Origin of the sequence: Pedobacter sp., from assembly GCF_031119335.1 — a bacterium.
Lineage (GTDB): Bacteria > Bacteroidota > Bacteroidia > Sphingobacteriales > Sphingobacteriaceae > Pedobacter.
In genome coordinates, this window is sequence record NZ_JAVHXT010000001.1 from 240,060 (window position 1) to 261,057 (window position 20,998).

Sequence of the window (20,998 nt, forward strand, 5' to 3'; positions counted from 1 at the left end):
GAGTAAATGCGAAAAATGGTCTTACAATAGTGTTTGAGGTGTTTTTGTAAAACTATAAGTTGTGGAATTGGGGATTTTTAAGGTGTGATTACTCTTTTTTTGAGTAATCAATTCCCCGTTTTTGTTGTTAGAAATTTCCTGGTATGGCGTCTATTAATTTTTGGGTATAAGCTGCTTTTGGTTTTTCATAGATTTCCTCAGGGAAACCTTGTTCTTCTATTTTTCCCTTATTCATGATAATCATCCTATCGGAGATGTGTTTTACCACGGCCAAATCATGGGATATAAAAATGTAGGTCAATCCAAATTCTTCCTGCAAATCTCTTAACAGGTTTAAAACCTGTGCTTGTACCGAAACATCTAATGCCGAAACGGATTCGTCGCAGATGATGAATTTTGGTTGAAGCGCCAAAGCACGTGCAATTACGATACGCTGCCTCTGTCCGCCAGAAAACTCGTGCGGATAACGGTTGAAGTGTTCTGCACCTAGGTTTACCTTTTCTAAAAGTTCTATTACGTGCGCTTTTCGTTCCGCGTCATTGGCATGGATGTTATGTACCACTAGAGGCTCCATAATTGATTGCCCAACGGTGATTTTCGGGTTTAATGAAGAGTAGGGATCTTGGAAAATAATTTGAACGTCTCTGCGTAATTTCCTGAGTTCTTTTTTGTTTAAGTGGGTGATATCCCTACCATCAAAAATTAACTGACCAGAAGTAGGTTCTACTAAACGTAAAATTGTTCTTCCTAAAGTGGTTTTTCCACAGCCCGATTCGCCAACCAAGCCTAAGGTTTCTCCAGGGAAAACTTCAAAAGAAACCTGGTCAACTGCTTTTACATAATCATGTGTTTTACCAAACAAACCTTTTTTGATCGGGTACCAGGTGCATAAGTTCTCGACTTTTAATATAGGAGCCTGGTTGTAGAGTTTTGCTCTTCGTTGGTTTACTTCTTCCTGTGTAAAAGCGTTTTTAGCTAAAAGATGCTGCAAACCTACCTCCTTATCTTCGTTAAGAAAGTCGGCTACGGTAGGCAACTTTTTGAGTAATCTTTTTGGCGATGGCCTACAAGCTAATAAACCTTTTGTATACGGATGTTGCGGGTTTTCGAATAGTTGTTCTGCTTTTCCTTGTTCTACGATATCGCCTTTGTACATTACCAAAAGTTCATCGGCAATTTCACTCATCAATCCCAAATCATGGGAAATGAAGATCATGGCCATATTACGTTCGGTTTTTAGACGCGATAACAACTGTAAAATAGTTTTTTGAACAGTTACATCTAATGCCGTTGTTGGTTCATCGGCAATTAATAATTCGGGGTTACAGCTTAAAGCCATGGCAATCATTACCCGTTGCTTTTGCCCGCCAGAAAGTTGGTGCGGGTAGCTTTCAAAAATATTCTCAGGACGAGGCAGTTGCACTTCCTTAAACAAAGCGATGGTTTGCGCCTTGGCAGTTTGTTTATCCACCTGTTGGTGCAACATAATGGCTTCCCTAACTTGTTCGCCACAGGTAAAAACTGGGTTTAGTGAAGTCATTGGTTCCTGAAAAATCATGGCGATTTTGTTGCCACGATATTTCCTGATTTCTTGGTCGCTTAAACTGAGTAAGTCGATAGTGTCTAGGTTAATTTCTCCATCTATCTGGGTGTGCTTACTGTCGTGCAAACGCATAATAGAGAATGAAGTCACCGATTTGCCTGAGCCAGATTCGCCAACAATGCCCAAAACTTTACCTCTTCCGAGATTAAAACTTACTTTGTGAACAGTTTCTAGCCAAACTTTGTCTTCTTGGTTATAAAATTTTACGGCAAGGTCTTTTACTTTAAGCATTTATCAAGCGGATTTAACCATATAGACACATAGCATTACGTTTTTTAAATTGAAATTCATTAAAAATTGATGAATTTGAAAAATGCTATCGATTTTGAAACTTATGTGCCTATGTGTTTCATTTTATCATTACTTCACTAAAGTAATATTTTCTTGCGTAATTATTGGCAATCCTTTAAAGCGTAACAACAATTGTGCAGTAGTAATTACATCATTCTGGCAATATTTAGCAATTCGAGTTAAATCTTTTTGTTGGTAATAGATTTCCTTAACCTGACTGCCATCGATATCATTTTTAGGAGTGGGCAAATCAAATATCGCAGCTAGTAAATTTAAAGAAGTGTAGTTTTTATAATCACCGAATTTCCAAAGTTCCATAGTATCTAAATGATGAATTTCCCAAGGTTTCTTGCCAGCTATTTGTAATGGTGCGGGGATTGGCAAGCCGTTAATCAGCATTCTTCTGCATAAGTACGGAAAATCAAATTCCTTACCATTGTGTGCACAGAGTTGTAAGTTTTTAGTGTGCTTATTTATGAGGTTGATGAATTGTTTCAGTAAAATAGTTTCATCGTGGTGGGCAAATGAACACACTCGCAAATGAATTTGCTTTCGCTCTAAATGATAGATACCAACGCTGATACAAACAACCTTTCCGAACTCTGCCCAAATGCCAGCTCTATCGTAAAATTCCACCGCCGTCTGTCCGTCTTTACGTTGGTAGCGGCTTTTTTGTTCCCAAAGTTCTTGTAGGTGTGGTGGTAGCTCTTCAAACTTTTCCTTCTGTGGAACGGTTTCAATATCAATCACAAAGACATTGTTTAGCTTAAGGTCTTTTAGCATAGTGGATAGGATAGGTGTATATCCAAATTAGTAAATTTTTGTTAATTCTCCCGCAGATTTTCGCTGATGTTTCCGCAGATTTAAGAAGATAAGGCGAATTTCGTCATTGCGAGGTACGAAGCAATCCTACAACTGTCGCTAAGCAATAACCATAGCTCTAAGATTGCTTCGTGCCTCGCAATGAAGTGAGGAGAGTTCAATACCTAGGGAATTACAATGAAGCTAATCTCAAGTTAACTTAGGTGTCTAAGGTGGTTAATTAAAACAAAAAAATCCCTTCCGAAAATGGAAAGGATTAATCTATGCTTAACAAAACCCTTTGACGATGTTGGGATTAAACGTAACCTAGAATTTTAAGCACCTGCTTACTATTTTGCTCTTCGCCAAAAACTTCGAAGTTAAAAGTCTCATCGCGGTTTCTGCGGATAATTACATGCTTTGGACTAGGCAATAAACAGTGATGGATACCACCATAACCACTTAAAACTTCCTGATAAGCACCCGTATTAAAGAAGCCTAGATATTGCACTTTACGTGTTTTAGGCATAAACACACTGTTCATGTGTGCCTCTTGGTTGTAGTAATCTTGCCCATCGCAAGTAATACCACCCAAGTTTACGCGTTCGTATTCAGCATCCCAATTGTTGATAGGTAATAATACATATTTTTGGTTCAGCGCCCAAACATCAGGCAAATTGGTGATGAAAGAACCATCCAACATCAACCATTTTTCACGGTCATTTTGTTGTTTACGGCCCAACACTTTGTATAAAATTCCTGAAGCTTCAGCAACCGTGTATTTACCAAATTCAGTAATGATATCTGGTTCAACAACATCGTGCTCTGCACAAATTTCCTTGATACGTTTTACAATCTCGTTTACCATGTACTCGTAATCGAAATCGAACACCAAACTATCTTTAAACGGCATACCACCACCAATATCTAAAGTATCTAGTTCTGGATTGATTTTCTTGAACTTGCAATACAAGGTCACATATTTCTCTAATTCATTCCAGTAATATGGCGTGTCAGAAATACCAGAATTAATAAAAAAGTGCAATAATTTCACCCTAAAATTTGGGTTTGCAGCCACTTTACTGTTGTAGAAATCAATTACATCTTCCATACGTACACCTAAACGAGAAGTATAGAATTGCGAATCTGGCTGCTCTTCAGCTGCAATACGGATACCCAAGTTACAAGGTGTATCCATCTCAATTTCATCGTCGTAAAGGTTAAACTCTTCTTTGTTATCTAATACCGGAATGATGTTTTTATAGCCATCATGCAACATATCGATAATATATTGTTTGTATTGGAAGGTTTTAAAACCGTTGCAGATAATGGTTGTTTCTTTAGTCAGGTTGCCCTTTTTCTCCAAAGCCTCAATCATTGGCATATCAAAAGCCGACGAAGTCTCCAAGTGGATATCGTTCTTTAAAGCCTCTTCAACAATGTGTTTAAAGTGCGAACTTTTTGTACAATAGCAGTATTTGTAGTCGCCACGGTAATTATTCTTGATAATTGCCTGCTGAAACAACAATTTTGCCTGCTGAATTTTCTTGCTTACCATGGGTAAGTAAGTGAAACGCAATGGCGTACCATAGGTTTCAATCATTTCCATCAAGTTTAAATCGTGGAAATATAATTCATCATCTATAATGCTATAGCCCTCTTGCGGGAAACCAACACTCAGATCAAGAAATTCTTCGTAACTCTGCATTGTCTAAAAATTTTTGCAAAAATGTAATTTTAAATCGATAAAAATGTAGACTAAATAACATTTTTATATTAACTCTTAAAAAGAGGTTTAGTTTTTACTTTTTGTAAAGAGATGGAGAGTTTTTGTGTGTTTATAACTGCTTGTTTATCTTTTTGTTGTGGTGTTTTGTGTTTGTTTTGTAGACTTTTTGGGTAAAACTAAAATTGATGTGATTTTTTCACTCGTTAACATCATATAATTTACCTCTTCGTTTTTTTAGTTTTGAAAAGCAATTGCAGTACCGTTTTGGTTACGAAAGTCCCGCTTTTTGTTATAAGTCCCGATAAAATCGGGAGCTTTTCACTTCAATCGGGTTTGATGAACGAAGTGATGTGCTAAAAACTTTGTTAATCTTTATAGACTTGGTGCTGAGAAGATTGACAAAGCTGTAAGAAAAGGTCTGTGGCACAAAGAACCTTGGTTACTTTGGAAGTAACACATCGCTAATTACATGTATCACGCCGTTAGATGCCTTTACTGTAGAAATAATCTCGCTACCGTTTACATAATTTTTTCCATCCTTTTGGGTAATTTTTACCTTGCCACCAAAAACCATGTCATATTCCAAGCCATCTTGAAGTAGAACACCATCTAATACACCAACATAGGTGTGGTAGCCAAGTATATTACTTAAATCATCTTTTTTTTCTGGTTTTAATAAATCTTCTACAGTGCCTTTTGGCAACTTGTCGAAGGCTGTATTTGTTGGCGCAAAAACCGTGAACGGACCTGCGTTGCTAAGCGCATCAGTCAATCCAGCAGCTTTAACAGCAGTAACTAAAGTAGTAAAGTCTGGACTTTTTGCCGCTACTTGAACAATGTTGGGATTGGAGACGTCGTCAACAACGGCCGATTGTCCGACGCTATTTTCTGAAGCGCTAGCATTGTCTGATGTTTCGGTTGTGTTTTCGGGCTGGTTGTTGGTACAAGCCGTGAATAGGATTGCGGCTACAAGAGCAAATAGAATTTTTTTCATGATGCATATTTTTATTACGAAAATATTTCTGTTTCGCATATAAAAGTATGATTTGAATCATCCTGCCTCATTGCTATAATGACGACGAAGCACCCGCAAAACGAGCCTGAATGTTACTAAAAAAACAATGAGCCAACAAATGAAAAATCCTAAAGCGAATGATAATCATAGTTGTATGATTGGTTTGCTTCGCAGCTACTTCGTGGTCGTAAACTCGTAATGACGACCTGTTAAGCTATCGTTTCAACGGCAAATGTATTTCTGCCAACATACACCTTGCACTACCGCCACCATTTTGCTCAATAGTATAAATTGGAGCCGTTACAATCTTAGAAAATGCAGATAACGCTGTAATCTGTGTGCCATGCAAAGCTTTTAACGCCTGCTCCGACATTACCAATAGGCTTTCGCCATCTTTATTTTGCACTTCTAACATATTACCAGCAAAGTGGTTCATCTGCTCAAACGAAATATCGATAACGGTTTTATTGGTGGCTTTAAAGCTTTCTAAAACGGCTATTTTGTCTTCCGTATATTTAATGCTATCCAAACAAACTACAGTAAATTTTTCTCCAATGCACATCATCACATTGGTATGGTAAATAGGGAAGCCGCCTTCATCTACAGCCTGAAATGCGACCACTCCGTAGCCACTTAGCATCGCAAAATTTTCTAACACTTCTTTATCGGTGCGCACACTTAAGCAAGCATAGGCAATTTTGTTTGTTCTGTCTAAAACCATACTGCCGGTGCCTTCCAAAAAGCGTTCTTGTAGTTCGAAAAAGCTTAAATCTGTTTGGTGGCTTACTTCAAAAGTCTTTGCTAAATAATCAATAATATCTTTTCTGCGTTCCTGTCTGCGGTTTGGCGAGTGCATCGGATAAAGAAAAACACTACCATCTTCATGAAAAGAAACCCAATTGTTCGGGAATATCGAATCGGGCGTTTCGGAATCTAATGTGTCGCTAATTATGGTTACATCTACACCATTTTCTCTAAGTATATTTACAAAGCCATCAAACTCAGCTAAGGCTTTTTGTTGAACATTTTCCTGTTCGCTAGCCATCTGAAATTTATTGTCATCGGCAGTTTGCTCGTTGAATTTAAAATCAACCGGGCGTATCATGAGTAGGTGTGAAGTTGTTTGCATTCTTATTTTTCTTTGAGCCTATTTTTATAGTCCATCTGCTCGTGTAAAATTCTTACAATTTCGATGTTGTCTAGTTTCGTTTGATGGTAAAATATAATATGTTTACCAATATTTACGCCCAATATTGCTTCACCGATATCATCATACTTTTTCCCTATTTCTGGCTTTTCTGCAATTTGGTTAAAAGTGTAAATCAGGAGTTCATAATATTTATCCGCTTGCTTTTCAGACCAAGTATGGTAAGTGTAGTGCCAAATATCAGTCAAGTCCTCAACGGCTTTATTAGTCAGTAAATAATTAGCCATTTTTGCTTTTTGCTTTTAGAGCGGCTAAATGTTCTATTGGATCGAAATTATGGGCAATTCCGCTATTTAAACCTTCTTGAATAGCTTTTTTCAAAACAATTGTTTTGTTTTCTTCCTCTTCTAAAAGTCTTAAGCCAGCACGTATCATCTCGCTAGCATTTTTATAACGGCCTTTTGCGATACTATTTTCAACAAATTCTTCAAAATAGTTGCCTAACGATACAGAAGTGTTATTCCCCATGATTTTTTAATTTCTTTAACTAAAGTTACCAATAATTGGTAACTTTAGCAACCGTTTTATGTTGAGTTAAAGTCTGCAATCCCGTTTGGCATTAGTTAACCAATTCAAACGATTAAACAATTAACCAATTTCATCCCTTAACAAAGGTAAGCTCATACAATGAAAACCACCTCTAGCCCTAGATAACTCAGCCGATGGCATTAAAACTAAAGTGTCGGTTAAAGTTTCTACATCTACCTTTCCACTTTCTAAATCTTGTATTAAATCTTGAACTTTTACCACATTAAACCCATTTGCTTTAAAAGCCTCTACGGTTTTATCATTACGGTCGTAGCCTAAAACTACGCCTTCTTTTAGTGCCAAAAGGTTACAAGAGTCGGTCCATTGCTCGCGGCTATCGTAGGGAAAAGTATTACCGCCACTGTAAATTACTTTAGTAGGCGTGGTACTGCCTAAATCGTTTCTACTGATATCATCTAGCAAAGCCTCTACATGTTCAAAGACCTTTGGCTGTCCTGGTTTATTTTTGTGAAACTGGATAGCGGTAGTAGCTTCCAATTTTTCAGGTTCTTTTAAAAAGTGGATAGGCTCGGTAGCATCGTAAGCCGGACTATGCGCAATACTGTGCAAAATCACCCAAGTATCACGTTTTACCTGAGTAAAAACCGTATCTAGGTGCATGTAGTCACGCTTAGCTGGAATTTTTACTACTGTTACTTTCTCTACCACGTTATTTTCAAATAGCAGTTTAATGGCTTCATTAGCACCTTCTTCCGAAGTACGTTCGCTTACGCCAATGAGTACATGGTTTGGTGCAACCATCATTACATCGCCACCTTCTAAAGTAGTTCGAAACTCAGGTTCATCACCAGGACGCAAAAAGTGCATGGTAGGGTCTGGTATTTCAATAATGTTGTTTTGGTAAGCTTCAAAAAACGGGTGGTTAAAGAAAATATAACGCATCAACATCGTTTCACGAACACGGGCCTTTTTAGCAGGCTTGTTCAGTAAAATATGGCTGTTAATGGTAGTACCAACATCGCGGGTGAAAATCAGGTTCGGTACTGGCGCAAAAATCATGGTATCATCGGCCATAGTGCCCGAAATAAAAATCTCTGCCAGTTCCTTAGGTTCGGTAGCGGTAAGTTTTAACTGTAGTTTGTACGTACAGCCTTCAATAGCGCAAACGGCTGCCGTTAGTTTCTTGCGGATGTACTCGTCGGCCAAAATATCTGCCAATAAATTTTGCAGTTCCACCACATTTTCTGAGTTATGGAAATTTGGGTGGTTTGGCTTGTAAAAGCCTCTATTTGTAGCTTCGCTATCTATTTCTGCCAGTTTTCCTTTAATTTTTTCAGGATCAAGGAAATACATTAACAGTTTGGTATAGTAATCATATTCGTCTTTACGGATCGTATCTAAATGTACAATATCCTCAAAAAGCCAATCTTGCGCTTTAGAAGGTACCACTTTGCCCAATCCGCTATCAGGACTGTGCACCAATAATTTTCTCAATCTTCCAATTTCGGTAGTAACGCCTATTTTAAAAACGCTCTCAAACGCTTTGTTCCGCATGTTCATATCATTTTGGTGTTGCTACAAAACTATTCTTTTTTTTGAAAGGCACAAGTTGGTTCAATAGTTCATATGTTTACTTGTTTATTAATTGGATGTTTAGTTTTTTGAAAAGCAATAGTGGTGCTGCTATTAGCGTACGGCCCCGCTATACCCTGTAGCCTTCGTTCGCAAACGCTCTCTCGGGGCTGTCGTTTCTATCGGGTTTAAATAATTCAAGACTTTGATATTATGTACCAACCTCCAAAACTCATCTTTGCGTTCTTCGCGAAAACTTCCAAAACCTTTGCGGTTGAATTTTTAACGCAAAACAAATAAGAGTTACGCAAAGAACGCAAAGTTTAAAGTACTACACTTGCCACCTAAACCCGATAGGAGTGAGCATCCCGATTTATCGGGATAAAACGGATAGCGGGACTGCAAAATGATAGTAGAACTGTATCTGCTTTTCTAATCATAAAATTATAGTTTAAATACTCCAAAACCTTTTAGCTTTAGTCTTTAAGCTTTCAGCTATAATCGCTATTTTTGGCACTATGAATTTTATCATCGCTGGCGCAGTTGAGGCCGTTAAAGAATTATATGGGCAGGAAATTGCCGAAAATGTAATCAATATACAAGAAACACGTAAAGAATTTGAAGGACAAGTAACCATTGTGGTGTTTCCAATTGTGCGGTTTTCTAAAAAATCTCCAGAAGAAACAGCGAATGATATCGGCTCGTTTTTACAGCAAAATGTAGCAGAAGTTACAGGTTTTAACGTAGTAAAAGGTTTCTTAAACTTGGTTATTGCCGAAAGCTATTGGATTGATTTGTTTAATAACACCTTATTGCAGCCAGATTTTTTATCGATAAAGCCACGTGGCGAAAAAGTGATGGTAGAATATTCATCGCCAAATACCAACAAACCTTTGCACTTAGGGCACGTACGTAATAATTTATTGGGTTACTCGGTTTCTGAATTGCTAAAAGCCGATGGTTACGAGGTAATCAAGGTGAATTTGGTTAACGATAGGGGTATCCATATCTGTAAATCGATGTTGGCTTGGCAAAACTGGGGCAATGGCGAAACTCCTGAAAGTTCGGGCTTAAAAGGCGACCACTTGGTAGGTAAATACTATGTTTTATACGATAAAAAAGAAAAGGAAGAACTTCAAAATATAATTTCAACTTACCATGAAATTGGAACAACACTTTCGCAGTTTCAAAAAGATAAATTTGGAGGTGCAATTGGTGTCTTGCAAACTGCTTTAGACCAAAATGACCCTCAGGCATTAAAACGTGGATTTGATATTTTTGCATCTACGGTTCAAAATATAATTAATAGATTTCAGTCAGAAGAGAACTTCGATAATATACAAGAGTTTGTAACTTTAGTTAATAACAGCTCATTTGTGTCAGTTGCAAAGATGCTTCAGCAATGGGAGCAAGGCGATACAGAAGTGGTTGGTTTGTGGGAGAAAATGAACGGCTGGGTTTACGAAGGTTTCGACGTGACCTACAAAAAACTAGGCGTAGATTTCGATAAATACTATTACGAAAGCAATACTTATTTGCTTGGAAAAGATACGGTTGAAGAAGGTTTGGCCAAAGGTGTTTTCTTTAAAAAAGAAGACGGTTCGGTTTGGATTGACTTGACTGCCGATGGTTTAGACCAGAAATTGGTTTTACGTGCCGATGGTACTTCGGTATATATTACGCAAGATTTAGGTACTGCCCAAATGAAATACGACGATTTCGGGATGGATAAGTCGATTTATGTGGTGGGTAACGAACAAGATTACCACTTTAAGGTGTTGTTCTTAATCTTAGAGAAGTTAGGCAAAAGCTGGGCGAAGGGTTTGTATCACTTATCTTATGGCATGGTAGATTTACCTAGCGGGAAGATGAAAAGTCGTGAGGGAACTGTGGTAGATGCTGATGACCTAGTGAACGAAATGGTAGAAACCGCCAAGCAAAAGACGGAAGAATTAGGTAAAACCAACGATTTCTCTGAAGCTGATAAGGAAGATTTGTATACGACCATTGGTTTAGGTGCTTTGAAGTATTTCTTACTGAAAGTAGAACCTAAAAAACGTTTGCTGTTCGACCCTGCGGAGAGTATCGATTTCCAAGGAAATACTGGTCCTTTTATTCAGTACACCCATGCCCGTATCAAATCTTTATTGAGCAGAGCTGATTACCATTATGCGGTGGCCGATTATAGTAATATTAAACTCACACCAACAGAACTAGAAATGGTGATGTTGTTGGCGAAATATCCAACGGAAATTTCAGAAGCGGCGAAGGCTTATAGTCCGGCGTTTATTGCGAACTATTTATACGAAGTGGCGAAGTTGTTTAACAAGTTTTACCATGAAACGCCACCAATTATTAAAGAGGAAGATACGGCGGCAAAACAGCACCGCTTAAATCTTTGTAAAATTGCTGCCGATGTGATTAAATCTGGTATGGGTATTTTAGGGATTAAGGTGCCTGAAAGGATGTAATTTTTACGCTATGAAAAACACCCTTTTTATAGCTTTGTTATTATTCGCATTTAGTGTTAATGCCCAAAAGAATATCATATTTAAAGATGATTTTGAGGGATATGACAACGATTGGAAACTCGTTAGTACTAAGGAATTTAAAGTGAAGCAAGAAGAGGGTAAATTGTTTATAAGCAAGGCCACTCAAAATAAAATAATGAATGGTTGTTTATGGTATAAAAAAACAATACCTAATTTTGACACCAGCAGTGATTTCTCTATCAAATTTGACGCAAATGCAGTTTCTTCAGAATTTGTAACTACAAGCTTTGATATACAATGGGGGAAGATTTATGAGGCTGATGGTGTAAGTATTAAATCTTTGCATCAACTTGATTTTGCGATCGATAAAGTTAGGCTTAGCAAGTTTGAAATGGGCAAAGGGGGGTGGACTTACTACGCATGGTCAGACGAAGTTTATGATCCATTGTTGAATAAGTTTAAAGCCGAACGAAATACGTTTCATAATTACGAAATTATGCAAGAGGATAAGCTCTTAAAAGTTATGATAGACGGAAAGTTAGTTTACAAAATAGCAATTGAACCTAAAATTGGAAGTGAAATTGGCTTTCAACGTTGTTTAAAAGGGGAACTTTTGTTTGATAACATCGTGATAAAGCAATAACAATAAAATCGTAGATATCGCAAAGTGCTTGTTTTTTAATTTTACAAGCACTTTTTTTCGTTTTAAAAGGTCTATCTCGCTAAGTTTAAAGTCTATTAAAGTAACCTAACCACACCAAAATGAACAAGCTACTTGTATTATTGCTGATATGCTTACTATTATGCGCTAGCTTATTTGCCCAGCAACAAAAAGCCGACATCTTTATTAAAAATGCCTGTGTTTTCCTAGGCGACGGAAAAGACTCTGTTTTTACTAATGTTGGAATTACAGGCAAACGAATATCTTACATAGGCAAGGCATCCATTAATGCTAAAGAAATTATAGATGCGAAGGGAAAATACCTTGCGCCAGGTTTTATTGATACACATACCCATGCCGATAGGTGGATTGAAGATAAAAAACGTAACCAAATGCTACCGTGGATTTATCAAGGCGTAACCTCTGTTTTTGCAGGTAACGATGGTTTTGGAACCTATAGAATTGCTGAACAGATGAAAGAATATGAGCAAATTGGTATCGGTACCAACTTTGCACTGTACGTAGGCTTTGGTCCAGTACGACAAGCGGTATTGAACAATAAAAATGCTGTGCCAACAACAGAACAGATTGTGCAAATGAAACAGTTAATTGCTTCGGGGATGCAGGCTGGAGCTATCGGTTTTAGTACAGGTTTGATTTACCTGCCGCAGATGTATTCTAAAACTGATGAAATTGTAAGCTTGTATCAAGAGGCGGCAAAGTTTAATGCCATTTACGATACGCACATGCGTAACGAAAGCACAAAGGTGTTAGAAAGCATAGACGAAACTTTAAAAATTGGTGCCGATTTGAACTTGCCCATCCATATTTCGCATTTAAAGATTGCAGGTGAGAGTGTTTGGGGGAAATCAACAGAAGTGATTGCGAAAATTAACGAAGCAAGAGCAAAAGGCTTGAAAGTTACTGCTAATCAATATCCTTTTATCGCTTCGTCTACCAGTTTAAAAGCAACCTTAATGCCCGATTGGGCGCAAGAAGGAGGTTCAAAAGCAACCTTGGCTCGCTTTGAAAACGAAACAGACTTAGCTCGTATCAAGAAAAGCTTACAACAAAAATCGCCTTTGGTATATAAAAGAGTGGTAGTGATGTCGAAGAATAAAAAACTGGCGGATATTACTGGGAAATCTATTGAGGATATTGCCAAAGCTTGGAATATGTCTGTTGAAGATACTGTTATCGAAATTTTTAAGAAAGATATAGGTGTTTCTTGTGTTAATTTTTCGATGAATGAAGAAGACGTAATCAATTTTATGAAGCAGCCTTGGGTAATGACGGGCTCAGATGGCGGAGGTTTACATCCACGTACCTACGCTACTTTCACGAAAATTATCGAAGATTATGTATTGAAACGTAAGGTGATGTCGATGTCGTGGGCCATACATAGAGCTACAGGATTAACTGCCGAAACATTTGGCATTAAAGATAGGGGATTAATTAAAGAAGGTTATTACGCAGACCTCATTCTTTTCGATCCTGCAAAAGTAAAAATGAATTCAACTTTCGCTCAACCAGAGCAATTATCAGAAGGAATGGAATATGTATTTGTAAATGGCGTTAAGGCAATAGACAAAGGTGCAAAGACTGGAAGTTTATCTGGGGAAATCATTAAAAAGTAGTTTTCAGTTTCAGTTGGCGATTTTCAGTAGACATTTTGTAGTCAACAATTAACCAATGAACTGTGCACAGTTAACCAATTAACCTATATTTGCCTTTCTTAAATCCCAAACATTGACTACAGAACTTATTTTACTTTGCCTAGCTGCTTTTGGCGCAGGTTTTATCGATGCCATTGTAGGTGGTGGAGGCTTGTTGCAAACACCGGCAACTTTGCTCATATTACCTCAATATCCAGTAGCTACTTTATTGGGTACGGTTAAAATACCATCGTTAGCTGGTACCGCGGTAGCAGCAGTTAAATATGCCAAACAGGTAAAATTTAACGGACTGATTTTAGCAGGTTGTACCATTGCTGCTTTTATTGCATCACTTTCTGGGGCTTATTTGGTAAGCACCATAGATAACCACCATATTAAGCCAGTAATCTTAGTTGTACTGGTGGCAGTTGCTCTATATACGTATTTCAATAAAAGCTTCGGCGTACAGCAAGAGAAGAACCATACAGCAAAAAGACAACTGCTATTGGCCTGTCTGTTTGGTTTAATTATCGGTTTTTACGATGGTTTGATTGGCCCAGGTACAGGCTCATTTTTAATTTTGGCCTTTGTTGGTATTTTAGGTTTCGATTTTATCGGAGCAAGTGCCCATGCTAAAATCGTAAACGTAGGGACAAATTTAGCCGCGTTAGTCTATTTCAGCTCTACAGGTCATGTGCTGTTTCAATATGCTATTCCAATGGCCATATTCAATATATTAGGTTCTTTCTTAGGGGCTAAATTAGCTTTGCTAAAAGGTAATAAGTTCATCCGAATCTTTTTCTTAATCGTAGTTTTCGGTACGATATTAAGATTTGCCTACGATGTGTTTTGGAAGTAGGATAATCTTAGTAGATTTGCTTATCTATGTCTAGATTATCCTTTCAATTTGCTCTCGTTACACTATTGCTCTTCTTCTGTTTAGATACTAAGGCAGAAATCTTCGTAGTAACTTCAAATGCCGATGCTGGAGCGGGAACTTTGAGGGAAGCCTTAGCTAAAGCTGCTGCAAATGGAGTGGTTGATAAAGATTACATTCACTTTAATATTTCTCAAAATGAACCAAAAATAGCAATTGGTTCTAGTTTAATTCTTTCGTCTAATCTAGTTATTGATGCAACAACACAAACTAGTAATTATCTTGGTTCATCAACTACGAAAGTAACTTTACTGACTACAGTGCCTTATACGGATAATGCTTCTGTAATTGGTTTTCAAGGGACTTCAATAAAGGATGTGGAGATTTATGGTTTTTATTTTCAGCAGTTTGTGAATTATGCTCGATATGCATCGCCAATTTCTATTATATCTTCTGAAAATATAATTGTCGGCGCACCAGGAAAAGGTAACGTTTTTTTGAATGCAGACGTTCAGATGTATTTTTCGAGAGTAAAAAAGGTTAAAATTTCTTCAAATTGGTTTGGTTTTAATCCAGAGAGAAATACGGTTGGGGGTACTGCGTTTGGGATGTCTCATAGAATTTTAATGTGTGATGATGTTACCATTGGAGGTGATACCAGAGAAGAAGGGAATGAATACGGAGGATACTGTTTTAATGGAATGTCAATAAGTGGTGTAGATCCTACAACGCAAACAGTGGCACATATAGGGAATGTTTGTGTGATAAAAAACAATAAATTTAAAGAGGATATCATTACCCCTGTTGTTTCAATTGGAACAAATATAATTCGAGATTTTAAACGTATAGAACTAGTAGATAATTATTACGTTTTAAGAACGGCCTTTAATTTTAGGAACATATCAGAAGGTGGAATTGTTCAAGGTAACAAATTTGGAATAAGTTTAGTTAATCCAAACTTGCAAAACCAGGGAGGGGTTTCCATGATTTTTGAAAACTGTTATAACATGAAAATTGGAGGAGATCTTCCCAATCAGACTAATATTTTTTCTAATGGAGGTGGTATTTATGCTGATGGATGTGGGGATGTTTTATTGACCCAAAATTCAATTTATTGCAATTCTTATGGTCTCATTTACACATCTCAAAATTCTAAAGTTGTTATTCCAAAAGTAGAGATTTTGTCTTACGCAAATGGATTGGTAAGTGGTTCTGCAACTCCTAATAGTTTGGTAGAAGTTTTTTTAGATGGAGAATGTGCAAGATGTGAGGCCAAAACTTTTTTTGCTTCAGTTCAAGTGGGGGCAGATGGATTTTGGTCTACAACAGTACCGATTAATAGTGGGTTTACTGCATCGGCATCGCTTAACAATAGAACTTCTACATTTGTAGGTTTGTCTGTTGTGCAAAGCGATGTTAGAATTAAAAATGCTTCATGTGGCGAGGCAAATGGTGGTGTTACAGGAATAAAAGTAAGTAATTTTACAAGATTGGAGTGGAGGAATGCTCAAAATGAAATTGTTTCAACCGAATTAGACCTTAAAAATGTTATCCCCGGAATATATGGTTTTACTGCATTTATGGGGGATGCTTGTAAAACTCCTGTAGCGTATTTTGAAGTTAAAGAAGCTACTCCGATACTAAATTCAAGATTTGTGACAATAGCACCTCAAACATGTGGTCAACAAAATGGTGCAATAAGAAATCTTTCATTTAGTAATAGCTCTAATTTCACACTTAGTTCAATACTATGGTTAAATGAAAATCAAGTTGAAGTTGGCAATAGTCTTAATCTAATTGGTGTTGGAGAAGGTAGTTATCATTTAAAAGTAACAACAATGGATGGCTGTGTAAAGATTTTCGGCCCTTTTGATGTGCCGTCTCAGGGTTTGCCGAAGATTAATGAAGCAGCAGTTATTGTAAGAAACTCTACCTGTAATTTAAATGATGGGGCTATAGAAAACGTAGTGATGTCTAATCCGGGTAATTACACTTATTCCTGGAAAAATGATAATGGGCAGATTATTAATACCTCAAGTGTATTGCGAAATGTGATAGCAGGTAAGTACTATTTAACGGTAAAAGATCAAAGTGGGTGTGAAAGTAAGGTTTATGATTTCGCTATAACAGAGTCTAACGGCATCACCATCAGCGACACCCAAAAACAAGTCTTTAACCCCACTTGTGTAGGCAATAACGGAAGTATCAAGAACCTACAAATTACAGGCGCTACATCCTACATTTGGAAAAATAGCAGAGGTGAAACAGTAGGTAGGCAAGCCAATTTAGAGGGAATGCCTCCAGGAAATTACCAGCTTACCGCTTCAAATCCTTTTTGTAGCAAAAATTATGATCTTACGCTAACAGCCGAGCCAAACCTGATCAATTTTCAAGGTACAACGAAGACCATCACCGATGCCTCTTGTGGATTAAATAATGGAAAGTTAACTGTAACACTACAAAATGTTATACGTTTACCAAAGAACTATCGCTGGGAAGACGCAACAGGAAGAACAGTAGGAGGAAATACCAATATACTCGAAAATGTAGATGCGGGAACATATCGTATATATGGAATAGACGATAATGGTTGTGAAATATTCTTAGCTACTTATACTATTAACAGACAATCGGAACTTACATTAACAGCCAGTAATTACCGCATAGTAAATGATAATTGTAATCAAAAGCTAGGAAGTATCTCTGGCTTACAAATTAATGGTGGTGTAGCCCCGTATACTTATAGATGGACTAATCAAGCTGGTGCTCAAATAGGTAATACCTTAGATATCAGTAATTTATCTAAAGGCAATTATACCCTACAAGTTATTGATGCGCTAAACTGCTCGCCACTAGTATCAAATTTTACAGTAGATAATCAGGTTGGGCAGGTAGCAGAACCGACGGTAACACCGTTACAACTATGTGCCCCAAGCGAAGCTACCTTACGGGTTAATGGCTCTTCTACAGCCACCAATTATGCGCTTTACGCTAGTAAGCAATCAATGTCGGCTATAGAAATTTCTACTAATGGTATTTTTAAAATAAATGCCGATGGAGATAAAAGTTATTTCGTGGCACAACGCATTGGCGATTGTGAAAGTGAGAGAGTAGAGGTGAAAATAACTGTAGGCTTATCTGGTTTGACAATATCTAATACCATTACACCAAATAATGATGGCATTAATGATGTATGGAATTTAAAGGGAGTAGAAAATTATCCGATGGCACATATACAAATCTTTAATAGATCAGGTAGCAAAGTCTTCGAAAATTTTGGATATAAAGTTCCTTTTGATGGGACAAGCAACGGCAAAATTCTTCCTGTTGGTGTTTATTACTACATAATAAAATTAAGTGCCGCATGTGAATTGCTTACCGGCACTTTAACTTTAATCAGATAGCCTAAATTATACACTAAAGTTTGCCCTTACTTCTTCTTGATCACACCCGATTTAGTTTTTACATCGCCCTTTCTTCTATAGATGGCAAACGTCATGGGGCTTTTAGCAGGTCTTTCGTCGCCAAATAGTACTCCCCAGTGTTTAAAACCATCACTTCTATCGAAAATTACTTTTAGCACGGCAATAATTGGCATAGATAGGAACATACCAGATATACCGGCAATGGTTCCGCCGATTACCACCCCGAGAATAGAAACAAGTGCATTGATCTTGACTTTAGAGCCTACTATACGAGGCATCAAAATATTATTGTCGAAAAACTGGACTACAGCAATCACCAATAAAACAGTAATTACAGGACCTAATTCTGGCGAAGAGGTTAAAGTAATCAGTACACCTAAAATATTTCCAATAAGTGCACCAACATACGGAATCAAGTTTAATATGGCGAAGATAACACCGATCAACAGGGCATGTTTAATTCCGAATAACATCAATGCACAGCCTAGCAAAATTGTCATGTAGGTAATCTGGATCAGTAAACCTACCAAGTAATTTTTAATAATCGCTTCTGCTTCGTAAGCAGCTTCCTTTACTTTAGGGTGATGTTCGGTTTTAAACCACATGAACAGGAAGCGTAGTAAAATATCTTTATAAAAAAGAATAAGATAGATATAGATTGGGATTAGGCCCAAAAAGACAAAAATACTACTCAACGTAACCGCTGCACCGCTTGCCGCTTTTCCAGCCATATTCAATAGGTCATCACTTTTTTCGGTGATAAATTTCTTCTGCTTGCTAATAGAAAAATCGGTAAAGCTGCTAATCCATTCCTGTAACGATTGGAGATGCTTGGCAACATTCTCCTTAATTTGAGGGAAATCGTTAACCAACACGCCAATTTGAGCAGAAAAAAACCAAATAATCCCAGCTATAAAAATAAATACCAATAAAATTGGAAGAATGATAGCTAAGGCTTCAGGGAATTTAAATCTCCTTAAAAAGCGATAAACAGGTAACAACAAAATACTGATAAAAAATGCCATGATTACTGGCATGATAATGTCGCTCGCGATAGCAAAAATGGCAATACATAAAACTAAACCTAATAATTCTACGGAACGTTTTACGGTTAAAGGCAGTTCTCTCATATGAAGATGGGTGCAAAATTTAATCCCTAACACTAAAGTAGGGAAATTGTTTGGATGCTATTTAGTTTATTTGGTTAACTGTGGAATTGTTTAATCGGTTAACTGAAAAATGCCAACTGAAGACTGTACACTGGCAAATGAAAACTGTGAACTGAAAACCGTACTTTTGCACCATGTTAAACAACGATACCATTATTGCTTTATCTACGCCGCCTGGCAGTGGTGCCATTGGGGTGATCCGTCTTTCTGGGCCAGCAGCCATTAGCTTAACCAATCAGGTTTTTGCGGGAAAAGATTTAGAAAAGCAAGCTACCCATACTTTACATTTTGGTTTAATTAAAGATGGGCCAGTGGTGATAGATGAAGTAGTAGCATCGTTATTTGTTGGACCAAAATCCTACACCAAAGAAAATGTGGTTGAGATTTCTTGTCATGGTTCCAATTACATCATCCAGCAAATCATTAGTTTGCTAATCAACAAAGGCGCAAGGGCCGCCAAACCTGGAGAATTTACCTTGCGTGCTTTTTTAAATGGCGGTTTAGATTTAAGTCAGGCAGAAGCAGTGGCAGATTTAATTGCTTCGGATAGTAAGGCCTCTCACGAAGTAGCGATGCAGCAAATGCGTGGTGGTTTTTCTAATGAGTTAAAGGATCTACGTGAGCAATTGATCCATTTTGCCAGTATGATAGAGTTAGAGCTCGATTTTGCCGAAGAAGATGTAGAATTTGCGAATCGTGACCAGTTGCGAGATTTGGTGCAACGTATCAACAAAGTGCTACAAAGGTTAATCCACTCGTTCGAAGTAGGTAATGTGATTAAAAATGGTGTGCCTGTAGTTATTGCGGGTAAACCCAATGTTGGTAAATCAACCCTGTTAAATGCCTTGTTGAATGAAGAGCGTGCCATTGTTAGTGAAATTGCAGGTACTACTAGAGATACCATAGAAGATGAAATCAATATCAATGGCGTAGTGTTTAGGTTTATTGATACCGCAGGTATCCGTGAAACTGCTGACGTAATTGAAGCAAAAGGGGTGGAGCGTACGCTAGATAAAATGAAGCAGGCAAAGCTGATCATTTATATGGTAGATGCGCAGGAAGATGCTGCCGAGGTTTTAGTGCAGTTGGAAGGCTTAAAAAAGCAGTCTATCCCGTATTTATTTATCGTTAATAAGACAGAGCTGTTAAATGCTAGTCAAAAAGATTTCTATCATGGACACGAGGCTTTACTTATTTCTGCGAAGGAAAAAGTAGGGATGGATCTTTTAGAACACGCACTGCTAGAGAAAGTAAATTTAAGCAACATTAACACTAGCGAAACTTTAGTGACCAATATTCGCCACGTGGAAGCATTAAAACAAACGCAGAACTCCTTAAATAGCGTACTAGAGAATATCTATAATCCAGTTACTTCAGATTTTTTAGCTATGGATATCAAGCAGGCACTTCATTATCTAGGCGAGATCACAGGTACCGTTACGACGGATGACCTGCTAGAAAACATCTTTACGAAGTTTTGCATCGGCAAATAAATAGGTGTGCTACATCATCCTTGTGTATGTTGAGATGATTGCTTAGTCCATAACTCTTACTTTAAACGTAAATTATTTCTACATTTTAAAAACTATTATGCAAGCATAACATGGTACACTCGTAGTACTCTATCCCTACTTGAACCCTACCTTTGATATACTTCAAACGTGCCTTTAATTAATCGTCATACTTCGCTGCCAAGATATGATCCTATTGTGTGGACACATCCTTTTGTACTTTCCTTAAAAATTTCGTCATAGATTCGGATTACAAATCCTAGGATAATGCTTCGAGATTGCAAATCTCGAAGAGCAGGATTTTTTGCTCGCCGCCGCTGGGCTCTTACTTTTTCTCAGATTTTTTTGTTGTTTTTAATTGTCTTCAAGCTTGCTTCGCAGGTTGACCGCAAAAAGTAACAAAACCGGAGTTTACGGAGCTCATCAGCTTTTCTGATAAACTCTCGGTTGCTTATTTATTCACTTTAGTCTTTGTTTTTAATTGTTTTCATGCTTGCTCCG

The 20,998-nt window shown here is 37.5% G+C and carries 15 protein-coding genes; 6 read left to right on the forward strand and 9 right to left on the reverse strand.

Going from position 1 to position 20,998, the window contains the following annotated elements:
• Positions 1-127: 127 nt before the first annotated feature.
• The 8 genes from REI64_RS01055 to REI64_RS01090 all read right to left on the reverse strand — a co-directional run bounded on the left by REI64_RS01055 (position 128) and on the right by REI64_RS01090 (position 8,695).
• Complete coding sequence (locus tag REI64_RS01055) at positions 128-1,834, reverse strand: ABC transporter ATP-binding protein (protein ID WP_308848224.1); 1,707 nt, start codon at positions 1,832-1,834, stop codon at positions 128-130.
• A 129-nt stretch (positions 1,835-1,963) separates the two neighbouring features.
• Entirely contained in the window at positions 1,964-2,677 is a 714-nt protein-coding gene (locus REI64_RS01060) for a 3'-5' exonuclease (protein WP_308848225.1), read from the reverse strand.
• 334 nt (positions 2,678-3,011) lie between these two features.
• Positions 3,012-4,403 (reverse strand): arginine decarboxylase, encoded by a 1,392-nt coding sequence (locus REI64_RS01065; RefSeq protein ID WP_308848226.1) that lies wholly within the window; start codon positions 4,401-4,403, stop codon positions 3,012-3,014.
• A 460-nt stretch (positions 4,404-4,863) separates the two neighbouring features.
• Positions 4,864-5,418 (reverse strand): fasciclin domain-containing protein, encoded by a 555-nt coding sequence (locus tag REI64_RS01070; protein ID WP_308848227.1) that lies wholly within the window; start codon positions 5,416-5,418, stop codon positions 4,864-4,866.
• A gap of 235 nt (positions 5,419-5,653) precedes the next feature.
• Positions 5,654-6,568, reverse strand: coding sequence for a citrulline utilization hydrolase CtlX (ctlX, locus tag REI64_RS01075; RefSeq protein ID WP_308848228.1), 915 nt, complete (start codon positions 6,566-6,568; stop codon positions 5,654-5,656).
• A 2-nt stretch (positions 6,569-6,570) separates the two neighbouring features.
• On the reverse strand, positions 6,571-6,873 hold the full coding sequence (locus REI64_RS01080) for a type II toxin-antitoxin system RelE/ParE family toxin (protein WP_308848229.1): 303 nt from the start codon (positions 6,871-6,873) through the stop codon (positions 6,571-6,573).
• Positions 6,866-7,114 (reverse strand): type II toxin-antitoxin system ParD family antitoxin, encoded by a 249-nt coding sequence (locus REI64_RS01085; protein WP_308848230.1) that lies wholly within the window; start codon positions 7,112-7,114, stop codon positions 6,866-6,868. Before REI64_RS01085 ends, REI64_RS01080 begins: the two co-directional genes overlap by 8 nt.
• Positions 7,115-7,234: 120 nt before the next feature.
• Positions 7,235-8,695 carry an arginine deiminase family protein gene (locus REI64_RS01090; RefSeq protein ID WP_308848231.1) on the reverse strand — a complete coding sequence of 487 codons (1,461 nt, stop codon included), beginning with the start codon at positions 8,693-8,695 and terminating at the stop codon, positions 7,235-7,237.
• A gap of 530 nt (positions 8,696-9,225) precedes the next feature.
• Between REI64_RS01090 and argS the strand changes: the two genes are divergently transcribed.
• The 5 genes from argS (at position 9,226) to REI64_RS01115 (ending at position 17,796) form a co-directional block, all read left to right on the forward strand.
• The gene (gene argS, locus REI64_RS01095; RefSeq protein ID WP_308848232.1) at positions 9,226-11,178 is read left to right on the forward strand and encodes an arginine--tRNA ligase; all 1,953 of its coding nucleotides are present in this window, start codon (positions 9,226-9,228) and stop codon (positions 11,176-11,178) included.
• A 10-nt stretch (positions 11,179-11,188) separates the two neighbouring features.
• A complete protein-coding gene (locus REI64_RS01100) occupies positions 11,189-11,842 on the forward strand; it encodes a hypothetical protein (protein ID WP_308848233.1) in 654 nt (217 codons plus the stop codon).
• Between the two features lie 119 nt (positions 11,843-11,961).
• A complete protein-coding gene (locus REI64_RS01105) occupies positions 11,962-13,497 on the forward strand; it encodes a D-aminoacylase (protein WP_308848234.1) in 1,536 nt (511 codons plus the stop codon).
• 112 nt (positions 13,498-13,609) lie between these two features.
• Positions 13,610-14,374, forward strand: coding sequence for a TSUP family transporter (locus REI64_RS01110; protein ID WP_308848235.1), 765 nt, complete (start codon positions 13,610-13,612; stop codon positions 14,372-14,374).
• A gap of 26 nt (positions 14,375-14,400) precedes the next feature.
• On the forward strand, positions 14,401-17,796 hold the full coding sequence (locus REI64_RS01115) for a gliding motility-associated C-terminal domain-containing protein (RefSeq protein WP_308848236.1): 3,396 nt from the start codon (positions 14,401-14,403) through the stop codon (positions 17,794-17,796).
• A gap of 26 nt (positions 17,797-17,822) precedes the next feature.
• On the opposite strand, the gene REI64_RS01120 is transcribed toward REI64_RS01115, so the two are convergent.
• Positions 17,823-18,947 carry an AI-2E family transporter gene (locus tag REI64_RS01120; RefSeq protein WP_308848237.1) on the reverse strand — a complete coding sequence of 375 codons (1,125 nt, stop codon included), beginning with the start codon at positions 18,945-18,947 and terminating at the stop codon, positions 17,823-17,825.
• Positions 18,948-19,120: 173 nt separating this feature from the next.
• Here REI64_RS01120 and mnmE point away from each other — a divergent pair, with 173 nt between their 5' ends.
• On the forward strand, positions 19,121-20,479 hold the full coding sequence (mnmE, locus tag REI64_RS01125) for a tRNA uridine-5-carboxymethylaminomethyl(34) synthesis GTPase MnmE (RefSeq protein ID WP_308848238.1): 1,359 nt from the start codon (positions 19,121-19,123) through the stop codon (positions 20,477-20,479).
• The last annotated feature ends 519 nt before the right edge of the window (positions 20,480-20,998 follow it).